Source organism: Aeromonas oralensis (assembly GCF_049665575.1).
Lineage (GTDB): Bacteria > Pseudomonadota > Gammaproteobacteria > Enterobacterales > Aeromonadaceae > Aeromonas > Aeromonas hydrophila.
In genome coordinates this window covers 3,973,135-3,987,894 of the sequence record NZ_CP187186.1, presented here as the reverse complement: position 1 = coordinate 3,987,894, position 14,760 = coordinate 3,973,135, and the positions used below count along the sequence as shown (strand labels likewise).

The window sequence follows — 14,760 nt, the reverse complement described above, 5'->3', positions numbered from 1 at the left end:
GACTTCCAGCATCTGACAGGGAGTGTCTTGTATGAAATGGCTACTCGTTTCCACCTGCACGTTGGCGCTATGCTGCGCCAGCGTGCAGGCATCCCGCCTCTCCGAATACATCGCCAGTCCCGAGTTGCGGGCAAAATTGCAGGAAGTGTACGGTGGTCGTGCCATTCAGCGGGCCGAGGCATTTTCGCGCCTGCTCACGCCCAGAGCCGGTACCACGGATCAGCAGAAGATCGAGCTGGTGAACAACTACTTCAACAACCTGACCTATAGCGATGATCCCAGGTTGTGGGGAGAGGCGGATTATTGGGCCAATCCGCTGGAGTTTATCGGCGCCCGCGGTGGCGACTGCGAGGATTACAGCATCTCCAAGTACTACACCCTGATGGAACTGGGGGTGGACGAGAAGAAGCTGCGGCTGGCCTACGTCAAGGCGTTGCGTTACAACCAGTTCCACATGGTGACGCTCTACTTCGCTACCCCCAAGTCGGATCCGCTGGTACTCGACAACATCAACAGCCGGATCCTGCCAGGCAGCAAGCGAACCGACCTTATCCCCGTCTACAGCTTTGATGCCAAAAGCATCTGGATCATGAAGTCCCGCCGTGAAGGGACGCTGGCAGGCAGTGCCGACAGGTTGGCGCAGTGGACGTCGATGAAGACCCGGTTCTCCAGCGAGCAACTGCGCTCCCCCCGCCGCGAGCTATAGCTTGCCCGCGGTTTTCAACTCCTCGAAATATTTGGCTGCGCCCGTATGCTGGTCGATGCTCAGCACCGGGCCGGTCTTATTGCGTGCCTGGTGGAACAGGTTGGCGTAGCCGTAGGTCTGTTCATTGAACTTGGTTTGCTGGGCCAGCATGGCTTTGGTCAGTCGGTACACATCGGCTTCCGGCGTGCTGGCGGTGGTCACCAGGGTGGCAGCGATGGCAAAGGTCGGCGTCGCCTTGAGGTTGCCCGGGTAGATGCGGGCAGGCACTTGGCTGCGCTGGTAATACTTCACCCCCTTGAGCAACTGATCCCGGGTTGCTCCCTCGATCGGCAGAAAACGCACGGCGCAGCGTTTGGCTGTATCCAGCACGATGCGATTGGGGTGGCCCATTACCAGGCCATAGGCATCGATCTGCTTGCTGCACAGCGACTCGGCCAGATTGGCCACGCTCTTGAGATCGAGATCCTGCTCCTTGGCACCCAGCACGTTGAACAGGGCGAGCGCCGTCTGGCGGGTGCCTGAGCTCTTGAGCCCCATGTCGATGGGGGCCAGCTTGAGCTGCTCCAGGCTGGTGATATCGCCGTCGGCCCTTACCACGATAGTGAAAGGCTCGGCGTGGGTGGCGAAGATGGCTCTGAGCTCTGGCTGCGGCTGACTGGCATATGGACCCAGGCCGTGACTGGCCTGATAAAGCCAGTCCGACTGCACCAGCGCATAGCGGGTCTCACCGCTCTTCAGTTGGCGCAGATTCTCGATGGAGCCCGAGGTTGCCTGCAACTTGCACTGCAATCCGGCATCGCTCTTGTTGGCAAGCCGGCAAAACTCATTGGCGATCTGGTGATAGATCCCCTGCTCACCGCCGGTGGCGATGGTCATAGTGTCGGCCAGCAGCGGCAGTGGGCACAGCAGAGCGAGCAACAATCCGGTCTTGTTCATCATGCCTCCTTGCTGGCGTAGCCATCGATGCCCCAGTTGCGCAGGGTATCGATATCCTGAATGTCGCCGGCCTCCGCCAGCAGGGTGTAGCCCGCGCTGTGCAGGCATTGGGCCACCAGATTCCAATAGAGCGGGGCCTGGGTTGGCTGGCAGCTGATGAAGACAGGATTGATGGGGTCGAGCTGATTGAAGGTCTCGTTGGTCATCGGGATCGCGCTGAAAGCCATCTCCACACCCTGCTCCTGCAAGGCGGCCAGCCGCTCCTGGGCAAGGGGCGGCACATGTTCCTGATCCCAGCGCCAGTCGAGGGTCTTGCCTCTGCCCTTGGCAAGCAGGGCAGAAAATTGCGTCCAGTCAGCGTGGCCAAGCAGGCTGAGCGGTAGTTGCAATCCTTCGACCGTGTGATGCAACCAGAGATCGAGCAGGTGCCGGATCTCGTCCGGCGAGCTGTCCAGCGAGGGCGTGACCTCTGGAATGAGGCGGCTGTAGAGGCGAATGCTGCCCTGGGTCGAGAAGAAATGTTGCTGCAGCAGGCCTTCTCCTGCCTCAGTCAGGGTTTGCAGCGGCTGACTTGATATGGCGACCTGTTTGCTGAGCTGGCTTATCTTGAGCCGCTGTTGCAGCAGATCCCGTTTGCGTTCGGACACCAGCTGGTTGACCGAGGCAACCAGCTCCTTGAGATCCTGCAGCCAGGGGGAGGCCAGATTGCCGCTGAATTGGCGCTTGCGGATCTTCACCAACTGCTGGTTGATCTGCTCGAGCGGGCGCAGCAGCCGGTTGCAGACCCAGGAGATCACCAGGGTGAATACCAGCAGACCGGCCAGCAGCGCCGTGCCGGTACGGCTGATGGCATTCCACAGGTGCTGGTAGGCATAACCCGTGTGCCCTTCCAGGGTGAGGGTGCCCAGCATGCGCCAGCCATCGGTCAGCTCCTGCTCAATTTTTACCGGTGGCATGTCGATAACAGAGGGAAGCCAGGTCGGCACGTTTTGCTGCGCCGTGTGGAAGACCTTCTGAAACAGCACCTGGCCATCGGGATCCAGCAGGGTGACCGCGCTGACAAAGCCGCCGTCGAACATGGCGTTGACGATGGTTTCGGCCAGTACCTTGTCATCGTTGAGCAGGGTGCCCTGCAGCACCAGTCCGAGGGCTGTGATGGCGGTTTCCAGATTGGCTGACATCTGATCAAGGATGGACTGGCGTACCGTGGTGACCTCCAGCATGAACAGCAGGATGGCCCCGGCCAGGAACAAGATCAGGATGATTCGATTTAACAGTTTCGCTAACGACATATCCACCCCATGGAAAAGTTATCGCAACATGCTGAAAACTTGGGTCTGATGCGAGCGGACCCGGCTCTTAAAAATAGGAAAAAAATGGTTAAAAAAGACGATCATTTCTGCCCATAAAGGAATGTTATGCATAAAATGTGAGGTTCATGCAGATTGCTATGAACTAATTGTGAGTATTTAGGTCAAACAATCAGTTTTATACGGTTTCATAACAAACAAACTGACCACTAACACCCTTAGATCTAATGACAGGATAGCGGATGAAACGTCTCCGTCCCTTGGTAGCGCAGGCCGCCAATTGGGAACCCCCGGTTCCCCGCAAACACTTTTACGCCATGCTATTGCTGACCGCGATGACGATGTCAGCGGTAGCCATATTGCCAGCGCCGGGTGACATCCTGGAGCGGCCATTGCGTCTGGAGTTGCCGATCGCCACCAACGGCACCGCAACCAACGAAGACAATACGGACTTCAACGACATCCCGGATCACGAGCTGGTGGAAGCCGCGACCCCGGAAGATGACATCCCGACCGATGCCACCCCCCAGTGGCAGGATTATCGGGTACGAAACGGCGAAAACCTGACCACCATCTTCAACAACCTGGGTCTCTCCACCACCACCCTCTACAAGGTGCTGGATGCCGATACCAAGAACAATCTGGCACGTCTCAAGCCCGGTCAAACCATCGAGCTGCTGATCGATCAGGACAACATACTGCAGCAGATGAAGATTCGTCTGAACATCAAGCAGACCCTGATCCTGGAGCGCACCGACGACACCTACAGCGCCAACATGCTCAATGAAGAGGTGGAGTGGCAGAAGAAGGGGTATGACGGGGTCATCAACGGCAGTTTTTACGTCAGTGCCCGCAATGCGGGGATCCCGGCCAACCACATCCAGAAGATTGCCAACCTGTTCCAGTGGCGGCTCAACTTCGCCAAGGATCTGAAAAAGGGCGACAAGTTCAAGGTGCTGGTACGCCAGGAAACGGTCGAGGGCAAGAGCACCGGCAATACCCAGTTGCTGGGGGTGGAAGTGTTCAGCCAGGGCCAGAGCGTCTCTGCCTGGTTGTCTGAAGATGGCAACTACTACGATGGCCAGGGCAACAGCCTGGAGCGCGGCTTCCGCCGTTATCCGACCCACAGCCGCTACCGGGTCAGCTCCAGCTTCAACCCGAACCGCCGTCACCCGATCACCGGCCAGGTACGTCCCCACGAGGGCACCGACTTTGCCCTGCCGGTCGGCACCCCCGTGATGGCAACCGGTGACGGTGTCGTGCTGAAGGCGACCAGTCACCCGCTGGCCGGCACCTATGTGGTGATCAAGCACGGCCGTACCCTGATGACCCGTTATCTGCACCTGAGCAAGCTGCTGGTCAAGCCTGGTCAGAAGGTGAAGATGGGTGACAAGATTGCGCTCTCCGGCAACACCGGTCGTTCCACCGGTGCCCACCTGCACTACGAGGTGCGGATCAACAACCGTCCGGTCGATGCCATGAAGGTCAAGCTGCCGATGGCTGAACCGCTTTCCGGCAAGGAGAAGCGCCAGTTCCTCGCCAAGGTGAAGAGCTATCGCAAGGAGATGGAGGCCGGTTGATGCCTCTCTCGCCGAAACAAAAAGGCTATGTCCCAATTACGTGTTGCATGGGGCGCCCCAGCGCCTCATGCAAGCAACATGAGATATTCACTTCCCGCCCATAGCGCTCCAACATCCTTCGCCAACCCAGATAATTCCTCAGATAGTGGGTCGCGACCCCATGGAACCGTTCCATCCACTCCTTCAATCGCCTGTGGTACCCGTTCACATGTTGGATGTGATATGCACCTACCACTCGCTCTCCCGCACGGTTGTGCACCACTTGGTGGGTCATGCCCTGCGACTTGCTGAAACTGGCATACACCCCAGCGCCATCGCTGCACAGGACGGCATCCGGGGCGATAAGCGGCTCAAGCACCGCCTTAACTGCCCTGGCATTCAGCTGCTCCAACTGGAAGTCAGCCAGGTGACCTGCTCTGTCTTGCACCACCATCACCGGGATGTAATCCGGCCCTGTGCCTCGGGTACAGCCTTTGCCTCCACGATGGCGGGCCGGGCGGGGCAATCCGCGCTGTCCTTTGAACGACGCTAAGAAGAAGGTCTCATCGACCTCGACGATACCCTCTTCCCGTACCGCCTGGTGGCTAGCCATGGCCTTCAGGAAGCGGTGGCGCCATAAAAAGGCGGTGTTTTTACCGACCCCACAGCGGAGCGCCGCCTGCCGGACGGTCAGACCTTCGATGAGGGCCTGAGCATAGTCTTCCCAGCATTGTGGCTTGCGAAGTCGGGCGAGAGGCGTGTTGGTGAGAACGGAACTGGTGCGCAAACACTGCTTGCAGCGATAACGGCGCAGCCCGCGAGACCAGCCCCAGGGAGCCAACTGTGTGGCCTCGGCCTGACAGTGAGGGCAGCATTGGCATGCGGGCAGTTGAGTGGCCAACGAGGTGATGGGGTGAGGGGTGGTGAGTTCATGTTGCGCGAGACGACGCTGACGCAAAGTGAGTAATGGGAAGAGGGACAGTAGGTGTTGAAAGGCTTGGGTATCCATGGTGGAGGCCCTCAAGGTGATGACCTACTTCAAGATTAGCCTTTCAACACATAACTGGGACAGAGCCAAACAACAAGGCCCCGCCACTCTGGCGGGGCCTTGTTGTTGGCTGATGGCCATCAATAGCCCTTGTCGAAGTCTATCTTGCCGTCCAGCGGCTGGCCGTCGATGAAGCGGATGTAGTTGCGCACGAAGATCTGGGCCACATCCTCGGGGAAGCTGTAGGCGCTGTTGTGCGGCGTGATGATGAGATTGGGCTGGCCCCAGAGCGGGCTGTCGGCGGGCAGCGGCTCCTGTGCGAACACGTCCAGCACTGCCATGCCCAGCTTGCCGGTGCGCAGCGCCGTGAGCAGGTCACCTTCGTGGATGGCGTTGCCGCGCCCCACGTTGAACAGGATGGCGCCCGCTTTGCAGTGTTCGAAACGGGGAGCGGTGAAGAGGTGATGTGTCTCGCGGGTGGCGGGCAGGACGCTGACGATGACGTCGGCCTGCGCCAGCACCTTGTTGAGGGCCGGCAGCTGATACACCTGATCGAAGCCGGCCCGCTCGCGGCCGCTGCGGCTGATGCCAAGCACCTTCATGCCGAAGTGCTTGCCGGTGTGGGCTATGTGCTGGCCTATGCTGCCGGTGCCCAAGATAAGCAAGGTGCGTCCCTTGAGGCCGTGATAGGGGTGGCTTTGCCACAACCGCTGCTTCTGTTGCTCCCGATAGAGCGGCAGCTGGCGCATCAGGCTGAGCAGATGGCCGAACACGTATTCGCTCATCAGCGGGCCGAAGATGCCGCGCACGTTGGTGAGCTGATAGTCGCGGCGGCAGCTGGCATCCAGCAGCACGTCGACTCCGGCGTAGGTGGACTGTAGCCAGCTGAGCTTGCCGGCCTTGGCCAGCAGCGGCTTGGCCCGTGCCGGTTCTGCCATCAGGATGTGGGCTTCGCCGATCAATTTCTCGGCCTCGCCCTGGTTGTCGGCCCGCAGAATGCGCAAATGGGGGAGGTGGGCCGCCTTGAGCAGGCGCTCGTAGTGAGCATTGTCCTGGCTGAGCAAAAGAAGGGTACGTTGACTCATACTCTTGTTCCTTATCAGATTTGCGGCGCGGGAGAGAGGCCGCTCTGTCCTCATCTTACCCGAGTTGACCGGCCAACATAGCCGACCAGGCCGCTTTTTCGTTTTCGCGCGGCCCCTCGTGGGCTACAATCTGCCCCACATTTTGCAAAGGATCCGACTCCAGTGTTTGGTGACAAGTTTTATAAGCGACTGGCCGAGCTACAGCCTTGGCAACAGACCGTCTACACCCTGGCGCTGGCAGAGCGCATGTACCCCAACTATGCGCTGTTTTCCCAGGCCTCCGGTTTCGGGGATGCGAAGGCATTTCGCCACGCCCTGGATCAGATGTGGAATTACCTGACGGTGAAGGGATCCCGCGTCAATCTGGGGGCGATCCTGGAGGCGTTTGAAGTCTATATTCCCGAACCTGGCAAATTCGAGTCCTACGGTGCCTATCCGGCGCTGGATGCCTGCGTGGCGCTGGGCTGTGCCTACAACTCGGTGATCTGCCGGGTGGGTGAAGAGGCCAACGATGCCAGCCATGCGTCGGTCGGTACCGTGGCCGGTTTCATCGAGATGCTGGAAGAGCGCGACCTCACCGACGAGGAGCTCTACGAGCACGAATACATGGAAGCCGAGCTGGAGTTCCAGGTCGAGCTGCTCAAGCGGGTTGCCCATGAGCGCGACAGCGACCGCATTCTGGCGATCCGCACCTTTGCGGCCCAGGATGGCGTCTCCAATATCGGCATCAGCCTGGAAGAGTGATCGCACTCTCCCCGGCCCATAAAAAAGCTCCCGAACGGGAGCTTTTTTATGCCCGCTCCTCGGTGAGGGGCCGGACGCTCAGCACCGGGGCCGCGTCTATCTCGTCGGCATTCATCATGGCCGAGATGCGCTGCAGGGAAGAGAGCAACAGGGTCTGCTCCCAGACCTCAAGTGCCTGAAAGCGCTGGATGAAGCGCTCCTGCAGCGGGGTAGGCGCCTGGGCCAGCAGGGCACGGCCTGCGTCAGTCAGCGTCGCATGCACCTTGCGCTTGTCGGTTTCGCTGCGGATGCGCTGCACCAGCTGGCGGCTCTCGAGGCGGTCCATGATGGTGGTGGCGGTGGCCTGGCTCATGTTGGTGTGATCCGCCAGCTGGCGCATGGAGATCTGGCCCAGCTCGTCGATCCCCTTGAGCAGCAAGAGCTGGGGCGAGGTCAGGCCGGCCTCCTTGATCAAGCGCTTGGAGTGCATGTCGATGGCACGAATTATCTGGCGCAGGGCGACCAGCACTTCATCATGTTTTTCCATGGGGAACGAATCGTCGAGGGGCTGTTGAGAGGCGCAAAATTCTCCGCCTAATTCGTCACAAGGTCAATATGGTTTTTACTGTAATGATTTCTGCTCTAATCATTTTTGTGTTAGGTTAGCGGGCATTTTCCGAATTTTGACCCGACCTTTGAGGAGCAAGATGATGAGTGACGAACTGGACATCAAGTCGCTGGCGGCCGACCTTCGGGTGGTCAGAGTGCGTTATGAACTGCCTGATACCTCGGCTTTCGTGCGTTACCAGCCTGCCTATGACGAAGACCCCAACAACCTCAAGGTGCACCACTACGATGGTGAACTGCCCCTCTCCTGCAGTGAGACTGGTTCTTTCAACCTAAAGGAGTTGGTGAATGAATTGCGTTACGCCTATGTGCTGGTGCACCTCTTCCCGGACGAGAGCGCGATGAACTTCTATCTGACCGGCCTTGATACCGGTCTGGCCCAGCTGGAGTTCATCGGCGGATCCTACGACTTCAACCGGCTCTGGATCACCAGCGGCATCTCCAACCTGGGCGTGCCCATGGCCATCTTCCTCGGCAAGCGTCATGCGGTGAATGGCCAGCCTTCGGTCAGCCTGGTGGACCACCGGGTGCAGACGGCCGGCAAGCTGGTCTACCGCGCCATCGGCGGTGCCGGCGATCACGTAGGTGAAGACTTTTTCAACAACGACTAAGGAGGCCAGATGAGAGCAAGCAAAGGGCTATTCAAAGGCCTCAACCCGACCATGGCCATGACGGCGCTCACCGTCATCACCCTGTTCCTGCTGTTTGGGGTGTTCGTCCCCGAAACCGCCGCCAGCTGGTTTGTCGGCGCCAAGGATCAGATCATTGCCGGGTTCAAGTGGTACTACATTCTGGTGGTCGCCCTGTTCCTGTTCTTCGCTGTCTACCTGATGTTCAGCCGCTTTGGCAGCATCCGGCTGGGTGACGACGACCAGGTACCGGAGTTCGGCTACTTCGCCTGGTTCGCCATGCTGTTCAGCGCCGGCATGGGCATAGGCCTGGTGTTCTGGAGCATCGCCGAGCCGATGAACCACCTGCAGGGCAATCCCTTCATCACCGAAGGGATGACCCCGGAGGCAGCCCAGATCGCCATGCGCCTCACCTTCTTCCATTGGGGCCTGCATCCCTGGGCCATCTACGTGATCGTCGGCCTGTCGCTCGCCTTCTTCAGTTATCGGCGCAAGCTGCCGCTGGCCATCCGCTCCGTGCTCTATCCGCTGCTCGGCGATCGCATCTACGGCTTCTGGGGTCATGCCGCCGACGTGCTGGCTGTGTTTGGCACCGTGTTCGGGGTGGCCACCTCTCTTGGGCTGGGGGTCTCCCAGATGAATACCGGCCTCAACCAGATGTTCGGCATGGAGGTATCGCAAGCGAACCAGCTCTGGCTCATCGGCGGCATCAGCCTGATCGCCACCCTGTCGGCGGTCTCCGGGGTCGGACGGGGGGTCAAGCTGCTCTCCGAGCTCAATATTTGGCTGAGCGTGTTCGTGTTGGGTCTCTTCCTGGTGCTGGGGCCGACCACCTACATCCTCAACGCCTATGTGCAGAACATCGGTGATTACCTGCAAAACATCGTCAAGCTGAGCTTCTGGACCAACACCGAGGCCAACGGCACCTCGGCCTGGCAGTCGAGCTGGACCGCCTTCTACTGGGGTTGGTGGATTGCGTGGGCGCCGTTTGTCGGCATGTTCATCGCCCGCATCTCCAAGGGGCGTACCATCCGCGAATTCGTGCTCGGCGTGCTGCTGGTGCCCTCGCTGCTCGGCATGTTCTGGCTCACCGTGTTCGGCGGTACCGCCATGAATCTGGAGCTGTTCGGCGGTGGCGGCGTGGTGGCCGCGGTCAATCAGGACGTGACCCTGGCGCTCTACCAGACGGTGGAATTGCTGCACTGGGAAACCTTCGGCTGGATCGCCAAGGGGGTGCTGACCCTGCTGATCTGTACCTACTTCATCACCTCCAGTGACTCGGGCACCCTGGTGATTACGACCCTGCTCTCCATTGGCGATCAGGATCCTCCCGTGCTGCACCGCGCCATCTGGGGGCTGGGTCAGGGGCTGGTGGCCGCCATCCTGCTGGTCTCCGGCGGGCTGGCCGCCCTGCAGGCCGCCAGCATCATAGCGGCGCTGCCCTTCTCGGTGATCATGCTGGCCATGTGCTACTCGCTGATGCTGGGGCTCAAGCAGGAGAGCCAGCACCAGTTCGAATACCGACAAAAGCTCAAGCGTCACGACGGTTCAACCCACATGAGCCTGCTGGAGCGGATCGGGCCGGCCTGACCTGGCTGCCTCCTGTTGAGGCTGCCATCAAGCAGCCATGAAAAAGGGGAACCTCGCGGTTCCCCTTTTTCATGGCTGATCAGCTGCCGCTGGTCACAGCATCTGTTTGAGACGATAGAGCAGATCCAGCGCCTGACGGGGGGTGAGCTCGTCCGGGCGCACCGCTTCCAGCTCATCGACTACCGGATGGCTCTGGGGCGCCATGGCCACCGGGGCTGGGCGAAATTCGCCAGCGGCCACCGGGGTAGCGCTTTCCAGCTCGTGCAGTTTGTGACGGGCCTGCTGGATCACCGATTTGGGCACCCCCGCCAGTGCCGCCACCTGCAGGCCGTAGGAACGGCTGGCTGCGCCTTCCTGCACCGCGTGCATAAAGGCGATGGTGTCGCCGTGCTCCACCGCATCGAGGTGGACGTTGGCCAGCCCTTCCATGAGCTCCGGCAGACGGGTCAGCTCGAAGTAGTGGGTAGCGAACAGGGTGTAGGCGCCAATCTTGCTTGCCAGCTGTTCGGCGCAGGCCCATGCCAGCGAGAGACCGTCATAGGTACTGGTGCCGCGACCTATCTCGTCCATCAGCACCAGACTGCGGGCGGTGGCGTTGTTGAGGATGTTGGCGGTCTCGGTCATCTCCACCATAAAGGTGGAGCGGCCGGAAGCGAGATCATCCGACGCCCCGATGCGGGTGAAGATGCGGTCGATGGGGCCGATACGGGCGCTGTCGGCCGGCACGAAGGCGCCGATATGGGCCAGCAGCACGATCAGCGCAGTCTGGCGCATGTAGGTCGATTTGCCGCCCATGTTGGGGCCGGTGATGATCAGCATCCGCCGCTCCCTCTCAAGCCGGATCGGGTTGGCGATAAAGGGGTCTGTCATCACTTGCTCCACCACCGGATGGCGGCCCGCCTCGATCAGGATTTGATCCTCATCGATGAGCGTCGGGCAGCGGTAGTCCAAGGTCTCGGCCCGCTCGGCCAGGTTGGCCAGCACGTCCAGCTCCGCCAGCGCGGCGGCGGACTCCTGCAGATCGCCGAGGTGGGGCAGCAGGGCATCGAGCAGCTCTTCGTAGAGGCGTTTTTCCAGCGCCAGCGCCTGGGCCTGGGCGGTGAGTACCTTGTCCTCGTACTTTTTAAGTTCGTCGATGATGTAGCGTTCGTTGTTCTTGAGAGTCTGGCGGCGGATGTAGTGGGCTGGCACCAGGTGGCTGTTGGCGCGGCTCACCTCGATGTAGAAGCCGTGCACCTTGTTGTAACCCACCTTGAGGGTGTTGATGCCGGTCAGCAGTCGCTCGCGCTCCTCTATGCGGGCCAGGCTGGCGGTGGCGCCGTTGGCCAGATCCCGCAGTTCGTCCAGCTCCTGGTTGAAGCCGTCACGGATGACGCCGCCATCGCGGATCAGCACCGGCGGCACCTCCATCACGGCACGCTCCAGCAGGTCGAGCAGTTCGGGGAAGGTGCTGGCACGATCGCGCAGCTGCAGCACCGCCTCGTGCTCGCTCTCCGCCAGCAGCTGTTGCAGCTCCGGCAACTGAGCGAAGGCCTGCCGCAGGCGGGTGAGGTCGCGCGGACGGGCCGAGCGCAGGGCCAGACGCGCCAGCACCCGCTCCACATCGCCGACCTGACGCAGCAATCCGCCCAGCTCGTCATAGAGGTTTTGTTCGATGAGCTCCTTGATGGTGCTCTGGCGACCTTTCAGGATCACCCGATCGCGGATCGGCTGATGGATCCAGCGCTTGAGCAGGCGGCTGCCCATCGGCGTGGCGGTGCAATCGAGCACGGCGGAGAGGGTGTTGTCATGGCCGCCGGCCAGATTCTGGGTCAGTTCCAGATTGCGGCGGGTGGCGGCATCCATGATGACCGCATGATCGGGCTGCTCGAGGCGCACGTTGCGGATGTGGGGCAGGGCGGTGCGCTGGGTATCTTTCACATATTGCATCAGGCAGCCGGCGGCGCACAGGGCGGTCTCGCTCTGTTCGACGCCAAATCCCACCAGATCCTGGGTGCCGAACTGCTGGCAGAGCAGCTTGCGGGCGGTGCCCAGCTCAAACTCCCACTCCGGGCGGCGACGCAGGCCGCGGCGACCCTCGACGTGGTGCAGAAACTCGAACGATTCGGGGTAGAGCAGCTCGGCCGGATTGGTGCGTTGCAGCTCCGCCAGCAGGGTCTCTTCTTTCTCGAACTGATTGATGAAGAAGCGGCCGGAGCCGATGTCCATGGTGCCGTAGCCGAAGCGGCGGCCATCGTGGTAGACGGCGGCGATCAGGTTGTCCTGCCGCTCGCTGAGCAGCGCCTCGTCGGAGACGGTGCCCGGGGTGATGATACGAATGACCTTGCGCTCCACCGGCCCCTTGCTGGTGGCGGGATCCCCCACCTGTTCGCAGATGGCGGCAGATTCGCCGAGCTGTACCAGCTTGGCCAGATAACCCTCGATGGCGTGATAGGGCACCCCCGCCATCGGGATGGGGCTGCCGGCCGACTGGCCGCGCTTGGTCAGGGAGATGTCGAGCAGCTGGGAGGCCTTGCGGGCATCGTCATAGAACAGCTCGTAGAAGTCGCCCATCCGGTAGAACAGCAGGATCTCCGGGTTCTCGGCCTTGAGGGTCAGATACTGCTGCATCATGGGCGTGTGGGCGCTGAGATTGGCGCCTGGCGCGGTGCCGGTAGCTTGGTGTTGTGCGGTCATGTGCGATTCCAGAAGGGGCCTCTGCGGGCCAGTGTCTGCGGTGATGAGCCTTGAACTTGATGGCGCCATTCTACACATAAGCGTCGCGCCGGGGGAGCGGGTGTTCCAGCGTGGCTGCTCTGCACTATTGAAGGCATGGCTTCGGAGCGGCTCCCCATTGCGGCAGGCAAGGGCGGTAGCCGCAGCGGCCTGCCATGGTTGCGGGCGGTGGTAGCGGGATCGCATAATGTGCCCCTTGAGCGGATCAGCAGGAGTCGTGATGAAACTGGATGCAGAGATAGAGCACCTTGCCATCGAGCTGGGGCGAGCCCTCGGTCAGCGGGGCTGGCTGGCGGCGACTGCCGAATCCTGTACTGGCGGCGGGGTGGCCAGCGCCATCACCGATATCGCGGGCAGCTCCGGCTGGTTCGATCGCGGATTTGTCACCTACACCAACGAGGCCAAGCAGCAGATGTTGGGGGTGAGCGACGAGAGCCTGGAGCTGCACGGCGCAGTGAGCGAAGTCGTGGTGCTGGAGATGGCCCGCGGTGCACTGGCGCACTCCTCTGCCGCCATCAGCGTTGCTATCAGTGGCATCGCCGGCCCTGGCGGCGCAACTGAGGGCAAGCCGGTCGGCACCGTCTGGTTTGCCTGGGCCGATCGCAACGGCCGTCACCAGTCTCTGCTGGCCCGCTTCGACGGGGATCGCCGGCAGGTGCGCCAGCAAGCGGTGAGACAGGCCTTGTCGGGTCTGTTGGCCCTGCTCAGATAAATTGGGCTTGATACTGTATGAATAGACAGTATACTTAGCCCAACTTCACTTCTTACTCACGATTTCCAGCGGAGATTGGCATGGATCAGAACAAACAGAAGGCACTGGCGGCTGCGCTGGGTCAAATCGAAAAGCAGTTTGGCAAAGGCTCCATCATGCGTCTGGGCGACAGCAAGACCATGGATATCGAAGCCATCTCCACCGGCTCCCTCTCCCTGGACGTGGCGCTGGGCATCGGTGGTCTGCCGTGCGGTCGTATCGTCGAGATCTATGGTCCGGAATCTTCCGGTAAAACCACGCTGACCCTGCAGGTGATCGCCGAAGCACAGAAGAAGGGCAAGACCTGTGCCTTCGTCGATGCGGAGCACGCGCTGGATCCCATCTATGCCGCCAAGCTGGGCGTCAACGTCGACGACCTGCTGATCTCCCAGCCGGATACCGGTGAACAGGCGCTGGAGATCTGCGACATGCTGGTTCGCTCCAACGCCGTTGACGTCATCATCGTCGACTCCGTGGCTGCCCTGACTCCGAAAGCGGAAATCGAAGGCGAGATGGGTGACTCCCACGTTGGCCTGCAGGCCCGTCTGATGTCCCAGGCGCTGCGCAAGCTGACCGCCAACATCAAGAACGCCAACTGCCTGTGTATCTTCATCAACCAGATCCGGATGAAAATCGGCGTCATGTTCGGCAGCCCGGAGACCACCACGGGTGGTAACGCGCTCAAGTTCTACGCCTCCGTGCGTTTGGATATCCGTCGCATCGGCGCCATCAAGGAAGGTGACGAAGTGGTCGGTAATGAGACCCGCGTCAAAGTGGTCAAGAACAAGGTGGCCCCGCCCTTCAAGCAGGCCGAATTCCAGATCTTCTACGGTGCCGGTATCTCCAAAGAGGGCGAGCTGGTGGATCTGGGCGTCAAGCACAAGCTGATCGACAAGGCCGGTGCCTGGTACAGCTACAACGGCGAGAAGATTGGTCAGGGCAAAGCCAACGTGATGAAGCTGTTCGCCGAGAACAAGGCGCTGGCTGGCGAAGTGGAAGCCCGCCTGCGCGAGCTTCTGCTCTCCGGTGCCGTACCTGTCGATGACAAGGCTGCATCGGTTGAGGCAGAAGAGTTCGATGCCGAAAGCGAACAAGAGTTCGAATAAGGAACAAAGGAAGGCCGGGTAGATACCCGGCCTTG

Annotated in this window: 13 protein-coding genes; 7 read left to right on the top strand and 6 right to left on the bottom strand. The window is 60.8% G+C overall.

Annotation, left to right across the window (positions count from 1 at the left end; all coding sequences use genetic code 11):
- Positions 1–31 precede the first annotated feature (31 nt).
- The gene (locus tag ACPDZI_RS18590; RefSeq protein WP_438833600.1) at positions 32–706 is read left to right on the top strand and encodes a transglutaminase-like cysteine peptidase; all 675 of its coding nucleotides are present in this window, start codon (positions 32–34) and stop codon (positions 704–706) included.
- On the opposite strand, the gene ACPDZI_RS18585 is transcribed toward ACPDZI_RS18590, so the two are convergent.
- Together ACPDZI_RS18585 and ACPDZI_RS18580 are read right to left on the bottom strand one after the other, a co-directional pair.
- The gene (locus tag ACPDZI_RS18585) at positions 701–1,642 is read right to left on the bottom strand and encodes a TAXI family TRAP transporter solute-binding subunit (protein WP_438833599.1); all 942 of its coding nucleotides are present in this window, start codon (positions 1,640–1,642) and stop codon (positions 701–703) included. The genes ACPDZI_RS18590 and ACPDZI_RS18585 overlap by 6 nt on opposite strands.
- Complete coding sequence (locus tag ACPDZI_RS18580) at positions 1,642–2,934, bottom strand: LapD/MoxY N-terminal periplasmic domain-containing protein (RefSeq protein ID WP_438833598.1); 1,293 nt, start codon at positions 2,932–2,934, stop codon at positions 1,642–1,644. Before ACPDZI_RS18580 ends, ACPDZI_RS18585 begins: the two co-directional genes overlap by 1 nt.
- A gap of 260 nt (positions 2,935–3,194) precedes the next feature.
- On the opposite strand from ACPDZI_RS18580, the gene mepM reads away from it, so the two are divergent.
- Positions 3,195–4,532, top strand: coding sequence for a murein DD-endopeptidase MepM (gene mepM / locus ACPDZI_RS18575; RefSeq protein ID WP_438833597.1), 1,338 nt, complete (start codon positions 3,195–3,197; stop codon positions 4,530–4,532).
- Between the two features lie 25 nt (positions 4,533–4,557).
- Here mepM and ACPDZI_RS18570 read toward each other — a convergent pair whose 3' ends face one another.
- Both ACPDZI_RS18570 and ACPDZI_RS18565 read right to left on the bottom strand, forming a co-directional pair.
- A complete protein-coding gene (locus tag ACPDZI_RS18570) occupies positions 4,558–5,520 on the bottom strand; it encodes an IS1595 family transposase (RefSeq protein ID WP_331412788.1) in 963 nt (320 codons plus the stop codon).
- A 119-nt stretch (positions 5,521–5,639) separates the two neighbouring features.
- On the bottom strand, positions 5,640–6,584 hold the full coding sequence (locus ACPDZI_RS18565) for a D-2-hydroxyacid dehydrogenase (RefSeq protein WP_011707438.1): 945 nt from the start codon (positions 6,582–6,584) through the stop codon (positions 5,640–5,642).
- Positions 6,585–6,746: 162 nt separating this feature from the next.
- Between ACPDZI_RS18565 and ACPDZI_RS18560 the strand changes: the two genes are divergently transcribed.
- On the top strand, positions 6,747–7,328 hold the full coding sequence (locus tag ACPDZI_RS18560; protein ID WP_011707437.1) for a YjaG family protein: 582 nt from the start codon (positions 6,747–6,749) through the stop codon (positions 7,326–7,328).
- Positions 7,329–7,374: 46 nt separating this feature from the next.
- On the opposite strand, the gene ACPDZI_RS18555 is transcribed toward ACPDZI_RS18560, so the two are convergent.
- Positions 7,375–7,854 carry a MarR family winged helix-turn-helix transcriptional regulator gene (locus ACPDZI_RS18555; RefSeq protein ID WP_011707436.1) on the bottom strand — a complete coding sequence of 160 codons (480 nt, stop codon included), beginning with the start codon at positions 7,852–7,854 and terminating at the stop codon, positions 7,375–7,377.
- Positions 7,855–8,017: 163 nt separating this feature from the next.
- On the opposite strand from ACPDZI_RS18555, the gene ACPDZI_RS18550 reads away from it, so the two are divergent.
- Both ACPDZI_RS18550 and ACPDZI_RS18545 read left to right on the top strand, forming a co-directional pair.
- A complete protein-coding gene (locus ACPDZI_RS18550; RefSeq protein ID WP_011707435.1) occupies positions 8,018–8,545 on the top strand; it encodes a hypothetical protein in 528 nt (175 codons plus the stop codon).
- Positions 8,546–8,554: 9 nt separating this feature from the next.
- Complete coding sequence (locus ACPDZI_RS18545) at positions 8,555–10,153, top strand: BCCT family transporter (RefSeq protein WP_011707434.1); 1,599 nt, start codon at positions 8,555–8,557, stop codon at positions 10,151–10,153.
- Between the two features lie 93 nt (positions 10,154–10,246).
- On the opposite strand, the gene mutS is transcribed toward ACPDZI_RS18545, so the two are convergent.
- Positions 10,247–12,829 carry a DNA mismatch repair protein MutS gene (gene mutS / locus ACPDZI_RS18540; RefSeq protein WP_438833596.1) on the bottom strand — a complete coding sequence of 861 codons (2,583 nt, stop codon included), beginning with the start codon at positions 12,827–12,829 and terminating at the stop codon, positions 10,247–10,249.
- A 259-nt stretch (positions 12,830–13,088) separates the two neighbouring features.
- Here mutS and ACPDZI_RS18535 point away from each other — a divergent pair, with 259 nt between their 5' ends.
- On the top strand, positions 13,089–13,580 hold the full coding sequence (locus ACPDZI_RS18535; RefSeq protein WP_438833595.1) for a CinA family protein: 492 nt from the start codon (positions 13,089–13,091) through the stop codon (positions 13,578–13,580).
- An 80-nt stretch (positions 13,581–13,660) separates the two neighbouring features.
- Entirely contained in the window at positions 13,661–14,725 is a 1,065-nt protein-coding gene (gene recA / locus ACPDZI_RS18530; RefSeq protein WP_237685105.1) for a recombinase RecA, read from the top strand.
- Positions 14,726–14,760 lie beyond the last annotated feature (35 nt).